The 18,326-nt window shown below is 60.5% G+C and carries 16 protein-coding genes; 14 read left to right on the top strand and 2 right to left on the bottom strand.

Annotated features, from left to right (window positions below):
• Position 1: 1 nt before the first annotated feature.
• The 12 genes from murD to rraB all read left to right on the top strand — a co-directional run bounded on the left by murD (position 2) and on the right by rraB (position 14,472).
• Complete coding sequence (gene murD / locus HNR62_RS06745; RefSeq protein WP_204795325.1) at positions 2 to 1,315, top strand: UDP-N-acetylmuramoyl-L-alanine--D-glutamate ligase; 1,314 nt, start codon at positions 2 to 4, stop codon at positions 1,313 to 1,315.
• Positions 1,316 to 1,331: 16 nt separating this feature from the next.
• Entirely contained in the window at positions 1,332 to 2,507 is a 1,176-nt protein-coding gene (gene ftsW, locus HNR62_RS06740; RefSeq protein WP_204795324.1) for a cell division protein FtsW, read from the top strand.
• A complete protein-coding gene (gene murG, locus HNR62_RS06735; RefSeq protein WP_204795323.1) occupies positions 2,504 to 3,577 on the top strand; it encodes an undecaprenyldiphospho-muramoylpentapeptide beta-N-acetylglucosaminyltransferase in 1,074 nt (357 codons plus the stop codon). The genes ftsW and murG overlap by 4 nt, the downstream gene beginning before the upstream one ends.
• A 13-nt stretch (positions 3,578 to 3,590) precedes the next feature.
• Positions 3,591 to 5,054, top strand: coding sequence for a UDP-N-acetylmuramate--L-alanine ligase (gene murC / locus HNR62_RS06730; protein ID WP_204795322.1), 1,464 nt, complete (start codon positions 3,591 to 3,593; stop codon positions 5,052 to 5,054).
• On the top strand, positions 5,051 to 5,968 hold the full coding sequence (locus tag HNR62_RS06725) for a D-alanine--D-alanine ligase (RefSeq protein ID WP_204795321.1): 918 nt from the start codon (positions 5,051 to 5,053) through the stop codon (positions 5,966 to 5,968). The genes murC and HNR62_RS06725 overlap by 4 nt, the downstream gene beginning before the upstream one ends.
• 1 nt (position 5,969) lies before the next feature.
• Complete coding sequence (locus tag HNR62_RS06720) at positions 5,970 to 6,737, top strand: cell division protein FtsQ/DivIB (protein WP_204795320.1); 768 nt, start codon at positions 5,970 to 5,972, stop codon at positions 6,735 to 6,737.
• The gene (ftsA, locus tag HNR62_RS06715) at positions 6,697 to 7,953 is read left to right on the top strand and encodes a cell division protein FtsA (RefSeq protein WP_204795319.1); all 1,257 of its coding nucleotides are present in this window, start codon (positions 6,697 to 6,699) and stop codon (positions 7,951 to 7,953) included. The genes HNR62_RS06720 and ftsA overlap by 41 nt, the downstream gene beginning before the upstream one ends.
• Before the next feature lie 57 nt (positions 7,954 to 8,010).
• Positions 8,011 to 9,153, top strand: coding sequence for a cell division protein FtsZ (ftsZ, locus tag HNR62_RS06710; protein ID WP_204795318.1), 1,143 nt, complete (start codon positions 8,011 to 8,013; stop codon positions 9,151 to 9,153).
• 97 nt (positions 9,154 to 9,250) lie between these two features.
• The gene (gene lpxC, locus HNR62_RS06705) at positions 9,251 to 10,174 is read left to right on the top strand and encodes a UDP-3-O-acyl-N-acetylglucosamine deacetylase (protein ID WP_204795317.1); all 924 of its coding nucleotides are present in this window, start codon (positions 9,251 to 9,253) and stop codon (positions 10,172 to 10,174) included.
• 310 nt (positions 10,175 to 10,484) lie between these two features.
• Positions 10,485 to 13,214, top strand: coding sequence for a preprotein translocase subunit SecA (secA, locus tag HNR62_RS06700; RefSeq protein ID WP_204795316.1), 2,730 nt, complete (start codon positions 10,485 to 10,487; stop codon positions 13,212 to 13,214).
• 161 nt (positions 13,215 to 13,375) lie between these two features.
• Positions 13,376 to 14,095, top strand: a complete 720-nt coding sequence (locus HNR62_RS06695; protein WP_204795315.1) for a 1-acylglycerol-3-phosphate O-acyltransferase — start codon at positions 13,376 to 13,378, stop codon at positions 14,093 to 14,095.
• A 32-nt stretch (positions 14,096 to 14,127) separates the two neighbouring features.
• Entirely contained in the window at positions 14,128 to 14,472 is a 345-nt protein-coding gene (gene rraB, locus HNR62_RS06690; RefSeq protein WP_204795314.1) for a ribonuclease E inhibitor RraB, read from the top strand.
• Between the two features lie 25 nt (positions 14,473 to 14,497).
• Here rraB and HNR62_RS06685 read toward each other — a convergent pair whose 3' ends face one another.
• Positions 14,498 to 15,031, bottom strand: coding sequence for a GNAT family N-acetyltransferase (locus HNR62_RS06685; protein ID WP_204795313.1), 534 nt, complete (start codon positions 15,029 to 15,031; stop codon positions 14,498 to 14,500).
• Between the two features lie 95 nt (positions 15,032 to 15,126).
• Here HNR62_RS06685 and HNR62_RS06680 point away from each other — a divergent pair, with 95 nt between their 5' ends.
• Together HNR62_RS06680 and HNR62_RS06675 are read left to right on the top strand one after the other, a co-directional pair.
• Positions 15,127 to 17,496 carry a DUF6351 family protein gene (locus HNR62_RS06680; RefSeq protein ID WP_204795312.1) on the top strand — a complete coding sequence of 790 codons (2,370 nt, stop codon included), beginning with the start codon at positions 15,127 to 15,129 and terminating at the stop codon, positions 17,494 to 17,496.
• Between the two features lie 2 nt (positions 17,497 to 17,498).
• Positions 17,499 to 17,726: a glycine zipper 2TM domain-containing protein gene (locus tag HNR62_RS06675; protein ID WP_204795311.1), complete on the top strand. Its 228-nt coding sequence runs from the start codon at positions 17,499 to 17,501 to the stop codon at positions 17,724 to 17,726.
• A 44-nt stretch (positions 17,727 to 17,770) separates the two neighbouring features.
• Here HNR62_RS06675 and HNR62_RS06670 read toward each other — a convergent pair whose 3' ends face one another.
• Positions 17,771 to 18,307 carry a CAP domain-containing protein gene (locus HNR62_RS06670; RefSeq protein ID WP_239552646.1) on the bottom strand — a complete coding sequence of 179 codons (537 nt, stop codon included), beginning with the start codon at positions 18,305 to 18,307 and terminating at the stop codon, positions 17,771 to 17,773.
• Positions 18,308 to 18,326: the final 19 nt, after the last annotated feature.

Raw genomic sequence — 18,326 nt, 5'->3', positions numbered from 1 at the left:
TATGTTACCCGAGCGTATCCTGATTATTGGCCTGGGGCAGACGGGACTTTCCTGTCTGCGTTACTGCCTGCAGCGAGGCGTCAGCCCCGTGGTGATGGATACCCGTGCCCGGCCCCCGGGCGCCGAGCAGTTGCCCGCGCAGACCGAGCATCACTTCGGTGGCCTGAGCCTGGCGCCGATACTGGCGGCCGAGCTGATTATCGTCAGCCCCGGCCTGCCGCTGACCAGCCCCGAGCTGCAGCAGGCATTGGCCGCCGGCATCGAGATTGTCGGCGACATCGAGCTGTTCGTACGCGAGTGCACCGCCCCCATCGTCGCCATTACCGGCTCCAACGGCAAGAGCACAGTGACCACCCTGGTCGGAGAGATGGCGGCCGAGGCAGGCATCCGGGTCGGGGTGGGCGGTAATATCGGCATACCGGCGCTGGACCTGTTGCAGCGGCAGACAGGGCAGCCACCACTGGCGCTGGCGGTGCTGGAGTTGTCCAGCTTTCAGCTGGAAACCACCCCCGGCCTGCGGGCCTGTGCCGCCACCGTGCTCAATATCAGCGAAGATCACCTGGATCGTTACGACTCGCTGGCCCATTACCGCGATACCAAGCTGGGTATCTATGAAGGGGCCGAACTTGCGGTGTACAACCGGGAAGACGGCGAGACCCGGCCGCGGCAAGCGCAGGCCGCCGTCAGCTTCGGCCTGGATTCGGCGGAATATGGCCGCATGGAACAGGACGGCGAGCTCTGGCTGAGCCGCTTCGGCGAGCCGGTGTTGCCGGTGTCGGCGCTGAAGATCATCGGCGCTCACAACCAGCTCAATGCGCTGGCGGCGATGGCGCTGGCGGATCAGGCCGGTATTGCCGTTGACGTTCAGCTCAGGGTGTTGCGCCGCTTCGGCGGTCTGGCGCACCGGTGCCAGTTTGTGGCCGAGAAAAACGGTGTGTGCTGGGTCAACGACACCAAGGCGACCAATGTGGGCGCCACCCTGGCGGCCATCGCCGGTATCCAGGATGCGGTCTCTGGCCGGCTGTGGCTGATTGCCGGCGGCCAGGGCAAGGGCCAGGATTTCGGGCCTCTGGTGCCCCTGCTCGAGGGCGTCGTTGCCGGTATGGTCTGCTTCGGGCAGGACAGCGCTCAATTGCTTCAGCTTGCCGACAACACCCATGAGGTGGCGACTCTGGAAGAGGCGGTAGCCTGGTGTGCCGGGCAGGCCAGGCCCGGCGACTGGGTGCTGCTGGCACCGGCCTGTGCCAGTCTGGACATGTATCCCAGCTATCAGAAACGGGGCGAGCACTTTATCGCCCTGGTGGAGGCGCTATGAACCTGGTGGAGGCGATATGAAGTGGTGGCCTTCCTCCGGCAGCGGCTGGTTGCTGCGGCCCTCCCAGGGGCTGATCTACGATCGGCAGCTGGTGATATTGGCGTTGTCGCTGATGGCCATCGGCCTGGTGATGGTGTCGTCGGCTTCCATTGCCGAGGGCATCAACATTGGCAATGACCCCTTCTATTTCGTCAAGCGGCACGGCGCTTTTCTGCTGATCTGCCTGATGCTGGCCAGCCTGATACTGCAGGTGCCCATGGCCCGCTGGCAGCAATGCAACACCGGGTTTCTGGTGCTGGCAATCGTGCTGCTGGTGGTGGTGCTGCTGGTGGGACGTGAAATCAACGGCAGTCAGCGCTGGCTGCCGCTGGGGCCGCTGAACGTGCAACCGGCGGAAATTGCCAAGCTGGCGCTGTTTACCTTCCTGGCCGGTTATCTGGTTCGCCGGCAGGATGAAGTTCGGGGCCAGTGGAAGGGCTTTCTCAAGCCGCTGGCGGTGATGGGGGTGATGTCGGTGCTGTTGCTGCAGCAGCCGGATCTGGGCTCTGTGGTCGTGCTGTTCGTCACCACCCTCGGCATGCTGTTTCTGGCCGGGGCCCGGCTCAGCCAGTTTTTGAGTCTGGTGGGGCTGGGCGCCGGCCTGCTGACCTTTCTGATCATCAGTGCGCCCTATCGTATTCGGCGGGTGACCTCCTTTCTCAACCCCTGGGAAGATCCCTTCGGCAGCGGTTATCAGCTGACTCAGTCGCTGATGGCCTTCGGTCGCGGCGGCTGGTTTGGCGAAGGACTGGGCAACTCCATTCAGAAGCTGGAATATCTGCCCGAGGCCCATACCGATTTCGTGTTCGCCATTCTCGGCGAAGAGCTGGGCTTTACCGGCGTGCTGCTGGTGCTGCTGCTGCAGGCCTGGCTGGCGTTCAAGGCGCTGCATATCGGCCAGAAAGTCCTGCTGGGCGGCCGTCAGTACGAAGGTTATCTTGCCATGGGCATCGGCATCTGGTTCAGCTTCCAGACGGTGGTGAACGTGGGCGCGGCCTCGGGCATGCTGCCCACCAAGGGCCTGACCCTGCCGCTGGTCAGCTACGGCGGCTCCAGCCTGCTGGTGATCACCACCGCCGTGTGCATTCTGGTGCGCATCGACTTCGAGTGGCGACGGGATCACATGCAGGCACGACAACGGGAGGCGACATGAGCAAGCCCAAAACCCTGCTGGTGATGGCCGGTGGCACCGGGGGCCATGTCTTTCCCGGACTGGCGGTGGCGGATCGGCTACGGGCCGAAGGCTGGGATATTCACTGGCTGGGTACCGCCGAGCGGATGGAAGCCCAACTGGTACCGAAACACGGCTATCCGCTGCATACCATTGCCATCGCCGGTGTGCGCGGCAACGGCCTCAAGCGCAAGCTGCTGGCGCCGTTCCAGATCCTGAAGGCGGTCTGTCAGGCGCGGCGAGTGTTGCGTCAGGTGCAGCCGCAGGTGGTGCTGGGCATGGGGGGCTTCGCCGCCGGGCCCGGTGGCGTGGCGGCAAGACTGGCGGGCATTCCGCTGGTGCTGCACGAGCAGAATGCCGCCGCGGGCCTGACCAACCGTTTGCTGGCACGCATCGCCCAACGCGTGCTGATGGCCTTCCCCGGCGCCTTCGCCGAGGCCGACAATACCGCCGTGGTTGGCAATCCGGTACGCCCGGACGTGCTGGCGTTACCGGCACCGGCCGAGCGCATTTCCATCGAACCCCGGCCGTTGCGGCTGCTGGTGGTGGGGGGCAGCCTGGGGGCCAGAATACTGAACGACACCCTGCCCGAGGCGGTGGCCCGAGCCGGCAAGATACAGGTGCGGCATCAGACCGGCAAGGGCAACGCCGAGGCGGTGCGCCAGGCCTATGAGGCGCTCGGTATCGAGGCCGAGGTGAGCGATTTTATCGACGATATGGCGGCGGCCTATGGCGCGGCGGATCTGGTGGTCTGCCGGGCGGGAGCCTTGACGGTGTCGGAAGTGGCCGCCGCCGGTGTGGCTGCCCTGTTCGTACCGCTGCCTCATGCGGTAGATGACCACCAGACCAAAAATGCGCGCTCTCTGTCCGACAAGGGGGCGGCCGTATTGCTGCCTCAGACCGAGCTGAATGCGGAAGGTCTGGCGGCACAATTACAACAACTTGGCGATAACCGGGCGCAACTGCTGGCCATGGCCAGCCGCGCCCGGTCGCTGGCGATTACCGATGCTGCGGAGCGGGTGGCCGAGTGCCTGCGCGCCGTGGCGAAATAAACGAGAGAATGGCATGACCAAGGTTGAACTGGCAAAACTCAGAAGCATGGTCCCCGAGATGAGACGGGTACGACGCATCCACTTTATCGGCATCGGTGGTGCCGGTATGGGCGGTATTGCCGAGGTGCTGGCCAACGAAGGCTATGTCATTTCCGGTTCCGATATCGCCTACAACCCGGTCACCGACCGCCTGGCGGCGATGGGCGCCACCATTTATCTGGGGCATGCCCCGGAACAGGTCGCCAATGTCAGCGTGGTGGTGGTTTCCACTGCCATCAAGGCCGACAACCCCGAGTTGGTGGCGGCCCGGAAGCTGCGTATTCCGGTGGTGCGCCGGGCCGAAATGCTGGCCGAGCTGATGCGTTTTCGCCACGGGGTGGCGGTGGCCGGTACCCACGGCAAGACGACTACCACCAGCCTGGTCGCCAGCATTTATGGCGAGGCGGGCATGGATCCGACCTTTGTCATCGGCGGCCTGCTCAACGGCGCCGGTTGCAACGCCCGTCTTGGCTCCAGCCGCTACCTGATTGCCGAAGCCGACGAAAGCGATGCCTCCTTCCTGCACCTGCAGCCGATGGTGTCCATCGTTACCAATATCGAAGCGGATCACATGGACACCTACGGTGGCGATTTCAGCAAGCTGGAAACCACCTTCGTCGATTTTCTGCACAACCTGCCGTTCTACGGTCTGGCGGTGCTCTGTGTCGACGACGAGGTGGTGCGCGAACTGATGCCGCGCATCGGTCGTCAGTTTGTTACCTACGGTTTTGCCGAGGATGCGGACTACCGGATCGAGGCCTTCAGCCAGCAACGGGATCACAGCCGTTTCAAGGTGTGCCGTCCCGATGGTGATTGCCTGGAGGTGCAGCTCAACCTGCCCGGCCGTCACAATGCCCAGAACGCCGCCGCCGCCATTGCCGTGGCCTGTGAAGACGGGGTAGCCGACGATGCCATACTGGCGGCGCTGATGAAATTCGAAGGCGTCGGCCGCCGCTTTCAGCAATACGGCGAATTCGAGACCGGCCGCGGCCTGGTCAAGCTGGTGGATGACTATGGGCACCACCCGAGCGAAGTGCGCGCCACCCAGAATGCGGTGCGCGCCGGCTGGCCCGAGCGTCGGCTGGTCACCATCTATCAGCCGCACCGTTACAGCCGGACCCGGGATCTGTATGAAGATTTTGTCGAGGTGCTGTCGAAAAGCGATGTGCTGATCCTGCTTGAGGTATACAGTGCCGGCGAAGCGCCCATCCCCGGTGCCGACAGTCGCGCCCTGTGTCGATCCATTCGCAGTCGTGGTCATCTGGAGCCTATCTATGTGGCCAGTCCCGACGAGGTACCGGCGGCGCTGGCGGAGCTGCTGCAAGACGGTGATCTGGTGCTGACCCAGGGCGCCGGTAATGTGGGTGGCCTGGCCCGCAAGCTGGGCCGGCTACGGCTATCGATTGAAGCGATGAAGCAACAGGGAGAGCAGGCATGACAGAGTTCGGTAAAGTCGCGGTATTGTTCGGTGGCCATTCCGCCGAGCGGGAAGTGTCGCTGCGCTCCGGTGCGGCGGTACTGGCCGGTCTGCAGCGGGCCGGGGTGGACGCCCACGGCATGGACCCCCGGGACACCCCCCTGGCGCGACTGAAGGAAGACGCCTTCGATCGGGCCTTTATCGTGGTTCATGGTCGGGGTGGTGAAGACGGAACCCTGCAGGGCGCGCTGGAACACCTTGGTGTGCCCTATACCGGTTCCCGGGTGCTGGGGGCGGCGCTGGCGATGGACAAGGCTCGTACCAAGCAGGTCTGGCAGGCGATGGGGTTGCCCACCGCCGACTTTCGCGTGGTGCACAGGAACAGCTTCAGGGCCGAGGATGCGTCGGCGTTGATGGCGCAGTTTGACGGCCCCGTGTTCGTCAAGCCCTCTCACGAAGGCTCCAGCATCGGCATGACCAAGGCGGCCGATGCCGAGGCCCTGGCCCGGGCCGTGGAAGAGGCCTTCGCGTTTGATGACGAGGTGCTGATCGAGCGCTTTATCGAAGGCGATGAATACACGGTCAGCATACTGGGTGAACAGGCGCTACCGGCGATCCGGTTGCGTACCAGCCACGATTTCTATGATTACTCGGCCAAGTACCAGTCCGGTGATACCGAATACCTGTGCCCCTGCGGCCTGAACGAGGCCGATGAACAGGCGCTGGGTGCACTGAGCCTGGCGGCTTTCAAGGCCGTGGCCGCCAGTGGCTGGGGCCGGGTCGATCTGATGCAGGACAAACAGGGCCGCTGGTGGCTGCTGGAGGTGAATACGGTGCCGGGCATGACCGAAACCAGCCTGGTCCCCAAGTCCGCCAGGGTGGCCGGCCTGTCGTTCGATGAGCTGGTGGTGGCGGTACTGGAAATGGCGTACTGATATGAGCGCTGTCGCAATCCGTACCCGGCTGGCCTTTATCGGCGGCCTGAGCTTCTTTCTGGCGGTGCTGTCGGCGCTGCTGTGGGGGCTGTGGTTGTTGGTGATATGGATGACGGCGGCCAATCAGGTACCGGTCAACAGCCTGATGATTCAGGGCGAGCAGCACTATCTCAGCCGGGAAGAAGTGCGTCAGTCGGTGCTGGCGTTGCCGGAGGTCGGCAACTTCTTCACCCTGGAAGTGGACAGGGTACAGCAACAACTGCAGTCGCTGCCCTGGGTTTATCAGGCGTCGGTGCGCAAGCAATGGCCCGACATACTGCGGGTTTACATCGTGGAGCAGCCGGTGGCGGCCCGGTGGAATCAGGATGCCATGGTGAATGCCCATGGCGAGATCTTTCAGGTGCGCCATGATGATCCGAGTCTGGTCTCCCTGTCGGGGCCGGATGAAGAATCGAACAGGGTGCTGGAGGGATATCGCAGTGTGCAGAAATTGTTACAACCCGGGGGTTATCGAATCGAGCGGGTTCACCTTACCCCTCGGCGCTCCTGGGAACTGACCCTGTCGGACGGGGTTACGCTGTTGCTGGGGCGCGAGGATCTCGAGGCCCGTTTGCAACGATTTATCGATGTCTATCCGGGCATTGCGGAGCGGGAGCGAGTGGCTTATCTCGATCTGCGTTACGATACCGGGCTGGCAGTGGGATGGAAGCAGGACGAAGAGACAGATAATGACAAAAAGCACGGAACGAAATCTGATCGTCGGGCTTGATATCGGCACGGCTAAGGTCACGGCCCTGGTAGGGGAAGTGTTACCGGATGGCGATCTGAATATCATCGGGCTTGGCAGCCATTCCTCGAAGGGAATGGACAAAGGCGGCGTCAACGATCTCGAATCGGTGGTCAAGTCGCTGAAGCGGGCGGTGGATGAAGCCGAAATGATGGCGGATTGTCAGATCACCTCCGTCTACCTGGGATTGTCGGGCAAGCATATCGAGTGCCGCAACGAAACCGGCATGGTGCCGATTTCCGATGAAGAAGTGACTCAGGAAGACGTGGACAGCGTGATCCATACCGCCAAGTCGGTGCGACTGTCCGATGAGCACAGGGTGCTGCATGTGCTGCCCCAGGAGTACTCCATCGACTTCCAGGAGGGGATCAAGAATCCCATCGGGCTGTCGGGGGTGCGCATGCACGCCAAGGTGCATCTGATCACCTGTCACAACGACATGGCGCGCAATATAGAAAAGTGCGTGGAACGACTGGGGTTGCGGGTAGACCAGCTGATTTTCAGCGCCCTGGCATCGAGTTATGCGGTGCTGACCGATGACGAGAAAGAACTGGGTGTCTGCGTGGTGGATATCGGCGGGGGCACCATGGACATGGCGGTGTTTACCGGCGGCGCCTTGCGTCATACCAAGGTGATCCCCTATGCGGGCAGCACTGTGACCAGCGACATCGCCTACGCCTTTGGCACGCCGCCGCTCGATGCGGAAGCGATCAAGGTGCGCCACGGTGGCGCCTTCAGCCGGCTGGTCAGCAAGGAAGACACCATAGAGGTGCCCAGCGTGGGCGGTCGTCCGGCCCGCAGTCTGCAGCGCCAGACTCTGGCCGAGGTGATAGAACCGCGTTACAGCGAGCTGCTCGGCATGATCAATCAGGAGTTGAGCAAGGTACAGGGCGAGCTGAAAAAAGCCGGGGTCAAGCATCAGCTGGCCGCCGGACTGGTGCTGACCGGCGGTGCCGCACAGATAGAAGGCCTGGTGGAATGTGCCGAGCAGATCTTCCAGTGTCAGGTGCGTATTGGCCAGCCGGCCGGGGTAAAAGGCTTATCGGATTATGTTGAAACACCGGTGTACTCCACCGCCGTCGGCTTGTTGCATTACGGCAAGGAGCATCAATCGATGCCTCAACAGGACTATAAAAGCAAATCCAGTGTTACCGGGCTGTTGAAACGGGTCGGATACTGGCTGCGTGGCGAATTTTAACCTTGGCAGTATTTGATACTGATAGTAAGCAACCAAGAGCAAAGCGGAGAGAGCCTTATGTTTGAATTAATGAATGATCATGAGCAGGAAGCCGTCATTAAAGTGGTGGGTGTCGGTGGCGGCGGCGGTAATGCCGTCGAACACATGGTGCGTGAAAACCTGGAAGGCGTGGAGTTTCTGGCCATCAATACCGATGCCCAGGCCCTGCGCAACTCCAGTGCCTCGCGCACCCTGCAGGTGGGTGGCGACATCACCAAGGGACTGGGCGCCGGGGCCAACCCGGAAGTCGGCCGGGATGCGGCACTGGAAGACAGGGATGCCATTCGCGATCTGCTGGACGGCGCCGACATGGTGTTTATTGCCGCCGGCATGGGCGGCGGTACCGGTACCGGTGCCGCTCCCGTGGTGGCCGAAGTGGCCAAGGAGCTGGGTATTCTGACCGTGGCCGTGGTCACCAAGCCGTTTGCCTTCGAGGGCAAGAAGCGGATGAACTACGCCCAGCAGGGCATCAACGAGTTGGCCAAGCATGTCGACTCGCTGATCACCATTCCCAACGACAAGCTGTTGAAGGTGCTGGGCCGTGGTATTTCCCTGCTGGACGCCTTCAAGGCCGCCAACGACGTGCTGTTGGGCGCGGTGCAGGGTATCGCCGAGCTGATCACCCGTCCGGGCCTGATCAACGTCGACTTTGCCGATGTGCGCACCGTGATGCGTGAAATGGGTACTGCCATGATGGGTACCGGCCACGCCACCGGTGAAGACAGGGCCGAAGAAGCGGCCGAAAAAGCGATCTCCAGCCCGCTGCTGGAAGACGTGGATCTGGCCGGTGCCCGCGGCATCCTGGTCAACATCACCGCCGGTCTGGACATGACCATCGAAGAGTTTGAAACCGTGGGTAATGCGGTCAAGGCCTTTGCCTCCGAAAATGCCACCGTGGTGGTGGGGACGGTACTGGATCCGGACATCAGCGACGAGCTGCGGGTCACAGTAGTGGCCACCGGTATCGGTGCCGAGCGCAAGCCGGACATCACCCTGGTCAAGTCGGGTACCAGCAACCGCGACGATAACGGCATGCGTCAGGTGGAAACGCAGCGTGAAGAGCAGGCCGGAAAACTGGTGGTGAACGCCGACGCCACCCAGGCCAAATCCGATATGGATTACCTGGATATTCCGGCGTTTTTGCGCAAGCAGGCCGACTGAGAAAGGCTCTCAATTGGCGATGGCGGATTATTGTGCTAACATATCGGACCATTTGAATTCGGTTCGAATAGGGCCCTTTTGACTTGCGGACAACCTTATGATTAGACAACGAACGTTGAAAAATACCGTGCAGGCCACCGGAATCGGCCTGCATTCCGGACACAAGGTGCAAATGACATTTGTGCCGGCGCCGGCCAATACAGGTATTGTATTTCGTCGTACCGATCTGGACCCGCAGGTCGATATTCGAGCCGATGCCGCCCTGGTCAAGGACACCATGCTCTGTACCGCTTTGGTCAATGAGCAGGGGGGGAGGGTCTCGACCATAGAGCACTTGTCTGCCGCCCTGGCGGGTCTGGGCATCGATAACCTGGTTATCGAGGTGGATGCCCCCGAGGTGCCGGTGATGGACGGCAGTTCACATCCCTTCATCTATCTGCTGCAGTCCGGCGGTATTCGCGAACTGAATGCGCTCAAGCGTTTCATTCGCATCAAGCAGCCGGTACGAGTAGAAGACGGCGACAAGTGGGCGGAATTCCGGCCTTATCGCGGCGGCTTCAAGATGGATCTGACCATCGACTTCAAGCATCCGGTGTTTGAAGGTCAGAGTCAGCATCTGGTGCTGGATTTTTCCGGTGCGGCCTTCGTCAAGGAGCTGAGCCGGGCCAGGACCTTCGGGTTTATGCGGGATATCGAATATCTGCATTCCCAGAATCTGGCCCTGGGCGGCAGCCTGGAAAACGCAGTGGTGCTGGACGACTACAAGGTGCTTAACGACGACGGTTTGCGTTACCCCAACGAGTTTGTCAAACACAAGATGCTGGATGCCATCGGTGATCTCTATATGTGCAATCACAGCATTCTGGGCGAGTTCTGCGCCTACAAGACCGGTCATGCCCTGAACAACAAGCTGCTGCGCGCCATGCTGGCCAATACCGAAGCCTGGGAAATGGTCACCTTTGGTGAACAGGGTGCCGAGTCGCCGATTCGTTACTACGATACCGCGTTCAGCCCTGCCTGAACCCAATGAGGCCACAGAAGACACGCCGGCATCCTCTCCGCGCCGGCGTGTTTTCTGTGCGTCTGTTTTTCTGTATTCCCGTTGTGGTGTCAGGCCGTTTGTCATGGGCCGGCAGTATCCACCCTGACGCCGGATACCGGCATGCTGTTACCACGCCGGACGTCGGCAATGCTTGCAGTCCTTGAATCTTTGCTGCTTAATCTCCATATCTGTTTAATTATCCTGATACCGGGCATACGGCGCCTGTTTGCCTGACCAAGAGTTCGGCCCCATACGGGGCTTTATTTTTCATCATCATTATTGGCCAAACATGATTACTAAACTTTTCACCATGATAATCGGTAGCCGTAACGACAGAACGCTCAAGCGACTACGTAAAGTTGTAAATGAAATCAATGCGATGGAGCCGAAATTCGAGGCGCTGTCCGATGCCGAGCTACAGGCCAAGACCGTCGAGTTCCGCAGCCGGCTGGAGCAGGGCGAAACCCTGGATCAGCTGCTGCCGGAAGCCTTCGCCACGGTACGCGAAGCCTCCCGTCGAGTGTTCGAGATGCGTCACTTCGATGTACAGCTGATCGGCGGCATGGTATTGCACAACAACCAGATCGCCGAAATGAAGACCGGTGAGGGCAAGACCCTGACCGGCACCCTGCCGGTGTACCTGAACGCCCTGACCGGGCGAGGTGTTCACGTGGTGACGGTGAACGACTATCTGGCCCGCCGCGATGCGGAAGCCAACCGACCCTTGTTCGAATTTCTGGGCCTGACCGTAGACTGCAACCTGCCGGGCATGGATTCGGCACAAAAGCACGCCGCCTATGCGGCCGACATCACCTACGGCACCAACAACGAGTTCGGTTTCGACTATCTGCGCGACAACATGGCGTTCTCGCCCCAGCAGCGGGTACAGAGACCCCTGTACTATGCGCTGGTGGATGAAGTGGATTCGGTGCTGATCGATGAAGCCCGTACCCCGCTGATTATTTCGGGCCCGGCAGAAGACAGCTCCGAGCTTTATATCCGCATCAATACCCTGATCCCCAAGCTGATCAAGCAGGACAGGGAAGACACCGAAGAGTACACCGGTGACGGCCACTACACGGTGGACGAGAAAAACAAGCAGGCGCTACTGACCGAAAACGGCCAGATTTTCGTGGAAGAAGAACTGAAACGTATGGGGCTGCTGCAAGAGGAGGACTCGCTGTTCTCTGCCGGCAACATTACCCTGTTGGCCCACGTCAACGCTGGCCTGCGGGCCCATACCCTGTTCGAGCGCAATGTCGACTATATAGTGCAGGACAACGAAGTGATCATCGTCGACGAGCACACCGGCCGTACCATGCCGGGGCGTCGCTGGTCCGAAGGTTTGCATCAGGCGGTGGAAGCCAAGGAAGGGACCAAGATCCAGAACGAAAACCAGACCCTGGCATCGATCACCTTCCAGAACTTCTTCCGGTTGTACGAGAAGCTGGCGGGCATGACCGGCACCGCCGATACCGAAGCCTTCGAGTTTCAGCATATCTACGGCCTGGATACGGTGGTGATCCCCACCAATCAGCCGATGGTGCGCAAGGACATGGGCGATCTGGTCTACCTGACCGCGCCCGAGAAATACCAGGCCATAGTGGCCGATATCAAGGACTGTGTGGAGCGGGGTCAGCCGGTGCTGGTGGGTACCGTCTCTATCGAAAACTCCGAGTTGCTGTCGGGCATCCTCAAGAAAGAAGGCATAGTGCACCGGGTGCTGAACGCCAAGTTTCACGAAAGCGAGGCGGAAATCATCGCCCAGGCGGGCCAGTCCGGTGTGGTGACCATCGCCACCAACATGGCCGGTCGCGGTACCGATATCGTGCTCGGAGGTAACTGGCAGGCCGAAATCGACGCGCTGGATAACCCGAGCGCCGAACAGATTGCCGCCATCAAGGCCGCCTGGAAACAGCGCCATGAAACGGTGATCGCCGCGGGCGGCCTGCATATCATCGGCACCGAACGCCATGAATCCCGCCGCATCGACAATCAGCTGCGCGGTCGCTCCGGTCGTCAGGGTGACCCGGGCTCCAGCCGTTTCTACCTGTCGATGGAAGATGCGCTGATGCGTATCTTCGCCTCCGACCGGGTGACCGGCATGATGAAGAAACTGGGCATGGAAGCAGGCGAGGCCATCGAGCATCCCTGGGTGAGCCGCGCCATTGAAAACGCCCAGCGCAAGGTGGAAACCCGCAACTTCGATATTCGTAAAAACCTGCTGGAATTCGATGACGTCGCCAACGATCAGCGCAAGGTGGTGTACGAGCAGCGCAACGAGCTGCTCGACTCCGGTGATATCAGCGACACCATCGCCGTGATCCGCGAAGACGTGCTGAACGGCATTATCGACGAATACATACCACCCCAGTCACTGGAAGAAATGTGGGATGTGCCTGGCCTGGAGCAGCGGTTGCAGACCGATTTTGCGCTGGAACTGCCGGTCGGCGCCTGGTTGAAAGAGAACGAGAAGCTGCACGACGAACAGTTGCGCGAACGCATTCTCGAAGAAGCTGCGAAGGCGTATGCAGACAAGGAAGCGGTGGTGGGCGCCGAGGTGATACGCCAGTTCGAAACGTCCGTGATGCTGCAGACGCTGGACACCCTGTGGAAAGAGCATCTGGCGGCCATGGATCACCTGCGCCAGGGCATTCACCTGCGCGGTTATGCCCAGAAGAACCCGAAGCAGGAATACAAGCGTGAATCCTACGAGCTGTTTACCCAGTTGCTGGACAACCTCAAGCGTGAAGTGGTCAGCATCCTGAGCCGGGTACGGGTACAAAGCCAGGAAGAAGTGGAAGCGGCCGAGGCGAAACGGCGCGAGGCGGCAGCAAGCCTGCCCCAGAGCTACAGCCATGCGGTGGCCGACAGCCTGCTGGAGGAAGAAGGTGCGGCTTCTTCTTCCAGTGATGACTCGGCACCTTTTGTGCGCGAAGGCCAGAAGGTGGGGCGTAACGATCCCTGTCCCTGTGGCTCGGGCAAGAAGTACAAACAGTGCCATGGCAAGCTGAGCTGATCGGAGACTGCCACAACGTCGAACCGCCCCTCGAGGGCGGTTTTTTTCTGACGGCCCGGAACCCCTGCTGCATCGATATCGCCATCGATACGCAGTCGCAATCCTTGTTCCCTCCGGGTCCGCTCAGTATACTGCCGTCTCTCAAAAAGCGAGGTTTGTTCATGTTAAAGCTGTTGCGGCTGTTCTTGCTGGCCCTGGCCATGGTGGTTGTTTTCGTGCTTGGCACTCTGGTGTGCCTGCTGCGCCCCCGTCATCCCAATAACGTCCATCTGCTGGGGCGTTTGTTCAACAGGGCCTGCCCACTGGTGGGGCTCAAGGTACGTGTTCGGGGCTATGAACATGCCAGGCACCTGCATTCGGCGGTGTATATCGCCAACCACCAGAGCAACTGGGATATTATCGCCCTGCCCGGTGCCGTGATGCCGCGTACCGTGGCCATCGGCAAGAACAGCCTGTTCTGGATACCGCTGTTCGGGCAGTTGTTCTGGCTGAGTGGCAACCTGTTGATCAACCGCGAGAACAAGGCCAAGGCCGCCAGCACCATAGGTAAAGTGGTCGACAAGATTCGCCAGCGCAACATGTCGATCTGGATGTTCCCTGAAGGGACCCGCAGCAAGGGCAAGGGGCTGTTGCCGTTCAAGACCGGTGCCTTTCATATCGCCCTGCAGGCGGGTGTTCCCATCGTGCCCATCGCCTGTTCCAGCTATTTCGGTCAGGTTGACCTGAACCGCTGGGACAACGGTGAGCTGATCGTCGACATCATGCCGCCGATTTCGGTCGAAGGTTATGCGCCCAATCAAATCAGAGACTTGCTCAAGCACAGTCGTCAGCTGATTGCCGAGCGCATTGCCGAGCTGGACAGCGAAGTCCGTCGTCCCTGAACCCATTCCGTTATCCGGCCAAGGAGCCACCCATGACTGAACAGCAAGACTGGCGGGAAGAAACCCGTGAAATCATTACTTCTCTGCTGGAAGACGGCAGCAACCCCGAGGTGGAATACACCATAGAGCATCATTTTTCCGGACAGGACTTCGACCGGCTCGAAAAGGCCGCCGTCGATTGCTTCAAGGCGGAATTCGAGGTGACCGATGCGGAAGAGCTGACCCTGGAGCGGGGCCAGACCTTGCTGTGTTTCGATGCGGTCAAGGAAGGCCCCCTGACCGAGGAGGCCATCATGGCGCAGATTGAACAGTTGCTGCCGATCGCCCGGAAATACGGTATCGAATACGATGGCTGGGGCACTTACTTCGAAGAGTAATACCCACTCCTTCAAAGCGTGATACCTAGCTCAGGGGCAGCATCAGGGTGATTTCACAGTCATGATGCCCGGTGTTGCCCCGTCGTTCGCAGGGCGCGAACCCCAGCGTTTGATACAGCGCCAGTGCCTCGGGCAATAGCGCCGTGGTTTCCAGATAACAGTATCGATAGCCCAGCCGGCGCGCCTGCTGCAAGACATGCAGCGCCAGCCTGCGACCCAGTCCCATGCCCCTGGCTGTTGAGTCCAGATACATTTTCTGTAATTCACATACTTCTTGCTCTTCCGGCATCGGGCCCAGACCCGCACCGCCCAGCAGGCGCCCCTCACCATCTTCCACTACCCAGTATCCGGCCCCCTGTTGTCGGTACACTTCACTCAGCCGGTCCAGGCTGGGATCGGCCACGCTGAAGCCCTTATCGGCGGTCAGGCCATACTCTGCCGATACCGTCCGAATAAGCGCTGCCAGCCCGCTATCATGCCGGGATTCCAACGGTATTATTCTGCCGAGAGCCGGGGGCCATCTGTAGGCGCTTGCTGCGTTTTTCGATGTTTCAATCATCCATCCTCTCCTCTTTATCGGCGTGACCATAACCGCTTTAATGAGAGATGCAACGCTTTTTCTCTCCGCTATGCTTAGCTCAGAGGTGACGTGATATGAATAAAAAAAGCAGACGTTGGTGGTGGCCGTTGCCACTGGTGGTATTACTGCTGCTGGCGAGCTGGCCGCTCTTGCAGGCAAGGCTGGGTCGCCATCTGTTGTCGGATCCTCCCGAGCTGGTGGTGGAGGCGCTGCCACCCGGTTACGATCCCGCTGCGCCAAGGCCCGTTTATAAGGGGCCTCATGCCTCCCGGGTGCCGCTGGATTTATCCGTCTTTGATTTTCCTGTCGGTCCCGGGCAAGTCGGACCTGTGGATACCTCGCTCGGCCCGCTGCAGTATCCCTTTGCCTGTACTACCGAAGAGGTCGGGCTGGGACAGCCGTTGGTGGATAACCGGCAAGGCATCGGCACCCCTGTGTATGCCGAGCAGGACGGAGTGAAGGACAAAACCCGCCTGCTCGGGCACAGCAAGGACTGCCTGTTGCCGACCCGGATCGACTATTTCTACAAGGTGGAAGGGCGGAACGATTTTGAGCTCTGGCCCGAGCGCGGAGAGCCGGCCGATCTGGCCTGGATAGACTGGCAAGGCAGCAGCATTCCCTTCGTACTCAGGGTGGAGCGGGGCACCATCAATCGCTTTATGTATGTTATCGCCATGCTGGCCGATCCCATGACGCCGGTGACCGATACCCAAAGCCCTTACTGGAACAACAAACTCATCTATCACTTCAAGGGCGGTGTGGGCATAGGCAAGCGCCAGGGCAAGATGAGTCTGGGGCGTATCGCCTCACGCCTGGCCAAGCAACTGGCCGAGGGTTACGCCCTGGCGGGCTCCGGCGGCAATGTGACCAGCAATCACTACAACATGTGGCTGGCGGCCAACACCGCCGAGATGGTCAAGGCGCAGTTTGTGGCCCGTTATGGCAAGCCGGACTACACGGTTGGCATCGGTGGCTCCGGCGGTGCGGTGCAGCAGTATCTGATTGCCCAGAACAAGCCTGGCCTGCTCAATGCCATTATTCCCCAATACAGTTATCCGGACATGATCACCCAGAGCATCTGGGCGCTGGACTGTGAACTGCTGGAATATTATTTCGATGTCACGGCGCGGGATAACCGGCGCTGGCAGGTGCAGGAAAACCGGGGCCAGGTGATGGGGGTAGCGGCCAGCAGTGATGTGGAGCACGAGTTCAAGAAGTATTATCGCTGGGCCCGGGTCGCGGGCCTGGGGCTGAGCCTGCCGGCCCTGCCGCCGGGGGCCACCGAGTGTTCCAAAAGCTGGCGCGGGCTGGCGCCGCTGACCAATAACCCCCGTTACTTTCATCGAATACATCACTATGCGCCGGCCGTGGCCAGAGCCGACCGCTTCAGTCACTGGCACGATCTGTCTGCATTCTATGGGGTGGGAGAAGACGGTTTTGCCCACCGCACCCATGATAACGTCGGGGTGCAGTATGGCCTGGAGGCACTGAAACTGGGGCAGATCAACATGGCCGAATTTCTTCACCTCAACGCCAATATCGGCAGCTGGAAGGCATCGAAAGACATGGCGCAAGAGAAGCTGTGGGTGCTGAGCGGTGATGACAGCCTGGCGGATGTGTCCATCTGGAGTGACCATAACATGCGAAAAACGCCGGGTAGCCCGGTGCCATTGCGGGTGTTTGAGCGTAATCAGGTCGACTTGATCAAGACGGCGCCCCGGAGCCGGGGGCACGATGGCGCCATGGCGGCGGCCTATTATTCCGGTCACGTCTTTCTCGGCAACATCGACATTCCGGTGATCGACCTGCGGCACTATCTGGATAACCAGCTCGACATGCACCATTCCTATGCAAGTCTGTCATCCTGGCTGCGTATCCGTCAGGCTCGGGGGCAGGCGGATAACATGGTTATCTGGCAAAGCGGCAAGCCCTATGATCCCAGCGATAGTGCCTTCGTGTTGCTCGACGAGTGGCTGACGACGGGCCGACGCCCGGCGGCGGCGAAAGACGCCTGCTGGACCGACCAAGGTGAACTGATAGCCGAAGGAAGCAGGGTATGGAACGGCCCCTGGCGAGGCGATGCCGACATGGGTACCTGCCTGAGTCACTACCCGGCCTACCGCTCACCGCGCAATGCCGCCGGCAGCCCGCTGACCGGCGACCTGTTCAAGTGCGCCCGGGTGCCGGTGGCCGAAGCGGTGGCGCGGGGCTTCTATCATCCTCAGGAGGTGGGATCCTACGGCGGCATGCTGGAGGCGGTGTTTCCAGATGGCGTATGCGATTACCAACAGGGTGATGTGGCGCGCCCCGAGGATGCCGAGCTGGGGTTGACTCCCGTGAACAGGGCGATGGCGTCAGGCACAGACCAGCCCGAGGGTACGTCGTTCGCGCGTAAAGGGGTTATACTGAAAGTGGGTATGCAAGACGAAGATTTACCGAGGTGACCATGAAAGCGCACAACGGCAAAATAAGGGTAACGGGAGTGACCGCAGTCCTGCTGCTTGGGCTGTCTGCCTGCAGCAACATGTCGGACCGGGATCGTAACACCGCCATCGGCGCCGGTGCCGGCGGCGTGGCGGGTTCGGTACTGACCGGCGGCAGCACCATGGGCACCATAGGCGGCGCCGTGGTCGGCGGTGTTATCGGTAACCAGGTCGACAAAGACAAGAAATAACGGCCCCATGATCCAAAACGGAAGACGTGATCAGGTCTTCCGTGTTAATAGGCAGACTCTCCCAGGTAGTTGCCCGGCGGGTAGTAGTTGCATACCAGAATCATGTTGTTGTTACAGACCGAGGTGGCACAACCCAGTTCCCGGGTGGTAGGCCAGACCATCTGGGTATAATGGCCCACTCTGAGTGCCAGGCTACGGCTCAGTGGTTGGCCTGCATAATCCCGTTTTTCTTCCTCCCAGGCCTTGATGCCGTCCAGCTCGTCATAAAACCCCAGGGTTCCCATAAACAGGTTTTCACCGAAGCCGGAGCCCTGACTGTGTTCTATGTCGCAACGGCGCGCCAGCACGCCAGCCCAGCGTTGCGCCTGCGACTCGGCGGCGGCAGACCAGGTGAGCGGCGGTGCCTTCACCTCGGCACGCACCTCATTGTGGGCATCGAGTAGTTGTCGGTGCTTTTCTGTCGAATTGGAGATAGCCGTCAGCCTGGTAGCATGATTCTGTTCCAGGGTCGCTTTTGCGCCACTGCAACCCAGCAGCAGGACCAATCCCGGCAGCGTGATCATTCTGCTCATTCTGTTCATGCCGCTCCCTACCTTCTTT

The sequence above is a fragment of the Oceanisphaera litoralis genome (assembly GCF_016907015.1).
Taxonomy (GTDB): Bacteria; Pseudomonadota; Gammaproteobacteria; order Enterobacterales; family Aeromonadaceae; genus Oceanimonas; species Oceanimonas litoralis.
Note: the sequence above shows the minus strand (reverse complement) of the source record. Positions and strands in the feature narration are given on the sequence as shown.